This window comes from Pseudomonas sp. (genome assembly GCF_050739995.1).
Lineage (GTDB): Bacteria > Pseudomonadota > Gammaproteobacteria > Pseudomonadales > Pseudomonadaceae > Aquipseudomonas.
This window is the reverse complement of sequence record NZ_JBOICG010000082.1, coordinates 1-4,488: the sequence shown is the minus strand read 5'-3', so window position 1 is coordinate 4,488 and position 4,488 is coordinate 1. Positions and strand designations below refer to the sequence as shown.

General features: G+C 62.1%; 4 protein-coding genes. 2 read left to right on the top strand and 2 right to left on the bottom strand.

The window, feature by feature from the left end; translation table 11 throughout:
* Together ACRESD_RS02785 and ACRESD_RS02780 are read left to right on the top strand one after the other, a co-directional pair.
* Positions 1 to 644 (top strand): aminotransferase class III-fold pyridoxal phosphate-dependent enzyme (locus ACRESD_RS02785; RefSeq protein WP_431749525.1); only part of this gene is annotated, 644 nt, incomplete at its 5' end.
* A gap of 139 nt (positions 645 to 783) precedes the next feature.
* Positions 784 to 1,986, top strand: a complete 1,203-nt coding sequence (locus ACRESD_RS02780) for an HDOD domain-containing protein (RefSeq protein WP_431749524.1) — start codon at positions 784 to 786, stop codon at positions 1,984 to 1,986.
* Between the two features lie 114 nt (positions 1,987 to 2,100).
* Here the strand turns inward: ACRESD_RS02780 and ACRESD_RS02775 are convergent, their stop codons facing one another.
* Together ACRESD_RS02775 and desA are read right to left on the bottom strand one after the other, a co-directional pair.
* Positions 2,101 to 3,102 carry a sensor domain-containing diguanylate cyclase gene (locus tag ACRESD_RS02775; protein ID WP_431749523.1) on the bottom strand — a complete coding sequence of 334 codons (1,002 nt, stop codon included), beginning with the start codon at positions 3,100 to 3,102 and terminating at the stop codon, positions 2,101 to 2,103.
* 189 nt (positions 3,103 to 3,291) lie between these two features.
* Positions 3,292 to 4,476 (bottom strand): delta-9 fatty acid desaturase DesA, encoded by a 1,185-nt coding sequence (gene desA / locus ACRESD_RS02770; RefSeq protein WP_431749526.1) that lies wholly within the window; start codon positions 4,474 to 4,476, stop codon positions 3,292 to 3,294.
* Positions 4,477 to 4,488: the final 12 nt, after the last annotated feature.

Below are 4,488 nucleotides of genomic sequence, written 5' to 3'. Positions count from 1 at the left end.
AAGGTGGTTTCTACGTCGCGCCGAAAGCCTTCATGAAGCGCCTGCGTGAACTGTGCGACAAGCACGGCATCCTGCTGATCGCCGACGAAGTGCAAACCGGTGCTGGCCGTACGGGTACGTTCTTCGCGATGGAGCAGATGGGCGTTGCCGCCGACCTGACCACTTTCGCCAAGTCCATCGCGGGTGGTTTCCCGCTGGCGGGCGTGTGCGGCAAGGCCGAATACATGGACGCCATCGCACCAGGCGGCCTGGGCGGAACCTACGCGGGTAGCCCGATCGCTTGCGCCGCGGCCCTGGCCGTGATGGAAGTGTTCGAAGAAGAGCACCTGCTGGACCGCTGCAAGGCTGTCGGCGAGCGCCTGGTAACCGGTCTGAAAGCGATCCAGGCCAAGTACCCGGTGATCGGCGAAGTGCGTGCCTTGGGCGCGATGATCGCGCTCGAGCTGTTCGAAGACGGCGACAGCCACAAACCGAACGCCGCCGCCGTGGCTGCCGTGGTGGCCAAGGCGCGTGACAAGGGCCTGATCCTGCTGTCCTGCGGCACCTACGGCAACGTGTTGCGCGTACTGGTGCCACTGACCTCGCCGGACGAGCAATTGGACAAAGGCTTGGCAATCATCGAAGAGTGCTTCTCCGAGCTGTAAGCGGACGCTGAACTGTTTGACGGAAAAAACCCGCTTCGGCGGGTTTTTTTATGCCGGTTTCCCCATATTCAGGCCCGGTTCATTGTACGCGGGCGGCTCGATTGACTAAGGTGCAAGCACTGCCGATGGAGCGTGCTGCATGACTGCTGTTGATTTGCCCGCTGTACCCCGTGTGTTGATTGCCGAGGCGGACCCTTGGTCGCGGGATCTGCTCAAGCAAGTGTTGTTGAACGTGCGCTGTGACGCACGGCTGGATGTGTGTGCCGATGGACAGCAAGCGGCCACGCTGTTGCGCGACAAAACCTACGACCTGATCCTGGCGGATTGGGAGCTTTCGGGCATCGATGGCCTGAGCCTGCTGCGCAGCGTGCGTCAAAGACATCGTTCGCTGCCGTTCATTCTGCTGAGCACTCGCAATGACAGCGCCAGCGTGCGGGAAGCCTTGCCCCTGGCGCCCACAGCGTACCTGACCAAACCCCTGAACATGGAAGGCCTCACCCAGCGCCTGCAGGACCTGCTGCTCAATGAAGGCGAAACGGTGTATTGCGAGATTCCACCGTTGGCGCCCGGCATGACGCTGCCGGTGTTTCTGGAGCGTCGTCGCGAAGCGTCGGATGGCGCACCGCTGTGGGTTGACGTGAAGGCCGCCGTGCAACACAGCCTCGCGCCTGAAGGTCTGGACCTCAAGCACCTGGAAGAACAGGTGCGCATGGACCCGCAAATCACTGCCGTGCTGATCGCCGCCGCCAACAGCGCCGGCCATCACGGTACGCCGGTGCAGACCCTGCCGACCGCGCTGCACAAGCTGGCCGCCGGGCAGAGCATGAACCTGATCCTGGGTCTGGCCCTCAAGCACAACGTGGTGCTGGGTGATCCTGCGCTGGTGGCCTACGCGGAGCGCTATTGGCAGTTGTCCCAGGACACCGCCGACTACGCCCGTCGCTTGGCACGCCTGCTGGAGCTGGACCAGGAGCGCTGCTACAGCGCGGGTATCCTGCACCGGTTGGGTGACCTGGCGTTGTTACGTTGCCTGGAAGACTGGCGCCAGGGTGGTGGTGAACTGGATGAAGAAGCGATTGGTGAGTCCCTCCACGAATTCGGTGCAGCCTATGGTTCGGCGCTGCGTGCGCGTTGGCGCTTGCCGTTGGAGCTGCGCCAGTTGATCGCGGCGATCTATTCACTGGAAGGCGGCGTGTATTCACGGGATGCGCTGGTGATGAACCTGGCGGCGCAGATGGCTCGGTTGACCGAGCATGAAGGGTTGGAGGAACTGGCCCGCAGCAAGACGGCCCGTTTGCTCAAGGTTGGGTTATCGGAATTGCTGCGAGTACGCAAAACCTAGCAGGCAATGAGATCCAAATGTGGGAGGGGGCTTGCCCCCGATAGCGGTGTGTCGGCCAAGATTTTCTGACCTGATACACCTCTATCGGGAGCAAGCCCCCTCTCACATTTTCCCCTAGCCCACGACCACGCGATTCTTGCCCTGGCGCTTGGCGTCGTACATAGCGGCATCGGCCCGGGCGAACAAGCTGTCCAGGGTCGAGTCGTCTTCGCGCAGGCTGGCCAGGCCCTGGCTGACGGTCACGGTGAATTCCCGGCCCTCATAGCTGAAACTCAACGCCTGGATCTCCTTGCCCAGCCGCTCTGCCACTTGTATTGCCATCTCCGGCGCACAACCGGGCAGCGCTGCGGCGAATTCTTCGCCGCCAATGCGCCCGAACAGGTCGCCACGACGCAATACCCCTCGACCGCTCTCGGCGATACGTCGTAACACCTGATCGCCCTCCAGATGGCCGTAGGAGTCGTTGATGTCCTTGAAGTCATCGATGTCCAGCAACAGGAAGGCCAGTGGTGTGCCTTGGGTGCAGGCGCTGTCGAACGCCTGGTTGGCGCATTCGAAGAAATGCCGGCGGTTGCTGCTCTGGGTCAGCACGTCGGTGGTAGCCAGGCGATGCAGCTCCAGTTCCAGCTGCTTCTTTTCGGTGATGTCCTCGGCGATGCCGACCACGATGACCGGCTCGCCGGGCTCGACTTGTTGGCTGATGTAGCACTTGTCGCTGAGCCAGCGGATCTGTCCGTCGGCGGTGATGATGCGGTACTCGCGGTCCTCCACGGCGCCTTGTTCCAGCACGCGGGCCAGGCTGTGTTCGGCGTAGTCGAGGTCTTCGGGGTGGACGCTGTTGCGCCATTCACGGTGGTCAGCCAGCAGCAGCCCGGCCGAACGGCCAAATATCCGCTCGTAGGCCGGGCTTACGTACAGCACGCGGCGGGTTTCCCAATCGATGGCCCACAGCACTGCATTCACGCTGACCAGCAGCGAACTGAGCAACTGCTCGCGCTCACTCAGCCGCTCGACTTCTCCCTGGGCATGCATCAGCGCCAGCAGGGTTGCCGCTGCAGCCGGGCGGGGGAGTTCGGCCGTCGGCAGGTCAGGTGGGAAGGGCTTTTCGTGAACCATCGGCACAACTCTCTCTGGGCGCGCTGCAAGGGTGGGGCAGCGGTCACTACAAGGGCCACCATGATGGCGAAGTGTTCATTGAGAGAGGCGAATTGCGGTGAAGTTCCGTCAACGGGACGGATTGGCGGTGCCCGGAAAATGGCGCCAAAAAAGAAGGGGTGTGGGAGGGCTGGCCCTCCCACAGGTCCATCAGGCTGCGGCTGGGCGCAGCGAATAGGTCTTCAGTTGGTGAGCAAAATCACGCAGGGACTGGATACCGCTGGCCTCGGCCTCGTGCACCCATTCCTTGATCGCGGCCAGCATGTCGTGACCATTGGAGCTGGTCTTCAGCCAGATCTGCTGCAGTGCCAGGCGCTTCTCGTAGATCACGGTCAGGGCGTGGCTGTGTTCCAACATGTTCTTGATGCGCAAGTGGTGACGGTCATCCAGCAAGCTGGTTTCCCGCGACAGCAAGCGCTTGGCGCGGTGGAACTGGTGGCGCACCGAGTGATCGACCTTCTCCAGCTCCTGCTTGACCAGCGGGCCGATCACCAACTTGCGGTACTGGGCCATGATCTGGAAGCGGTTGTTGAGGATCGCCATGGCGGTGTCCATGTCCAGGTGGCCCTTGCCCTCGACGCGATGCGCGATAGGCGCAACGCGCTGCACCTTGGCCAGGCGCAGGAAGCTGAACACCTTGATCCACGCCCAACCCAGGTCGAACTCCCACTTCTTCACCGACAGCTTGGCCGAGTTGGGGTAGGTATGGTGGTTGTTGTGCAGCTCTTCGCCGCCGACGATGATGCCCCACGGCACCAGGTTGGTGGCTGCGTCACGGCATTCGAAGTTGCGATAACCCACGGCATGCCCCAGGCCGTTGATGACGCCGGCAGCCCAGAATGGAATCCACATCATCTGGATCGCCCAGATGGTGATGCCGATGGTACCGAACAACAGCAGGTCGATCACGCCCATGATCGCCACGCCCAGCAGTGGGTAGGGCGTGTAGATCTTGCGTTCGATCCAGTCGTCCGGGCAGTTCTTGCCATAGATGCGCAGGGTCTCGGGGTTTTCGGCTTCGGCGCGGTACAGCTCGGCACCTTTGCGCAACACCGTCGACAGGCCCTTGATGACCGGGCTGTGCGGATCGTCGACGGTTTCGCATTTGGCGTGGTGTTTGCGGTGGATGGCGGTCCACTCGCGGGTGTTCTGCGCCGTGGTCAGCCACAGCCAGAAGCGGAAGAAATGTTTCAGGCCGGCATTGAGCTCCAGGGAGCGATGGGCTGAATAACGGTGCAGATAGACGGTGACCCCAACAATGGTCACGTGGGTCATCAACAGCGTGACTGCCACCAGTTGCCAGGCTGACAGGTCAAGAAAACCGTTGTACCACATAGGCTGTATGGC

Coding starts and splice junctions, on each gene's coding strand:
- ACRESD_RS02780 (WP_431749524.1), top strand. CDS start 784: ATGACTGCTGTTGATTTGCCCGCTGTACCCCGTGTGTTGATTGCCGAG.
- desA (WP_431749526.1), bottom strand. CDS start 4,476: ATGTGGTACAACGGTTTTCTTGACCTGTCAGCCTGGCAACTGGTGGCA.
- ACRESD_RS02775 (WP_431749523.1), bottom strand. CDS start 3,102: ATGGTTCACGAAAAGCCCTTCCCACCTGACCTGCCGACGGCCGAACTC.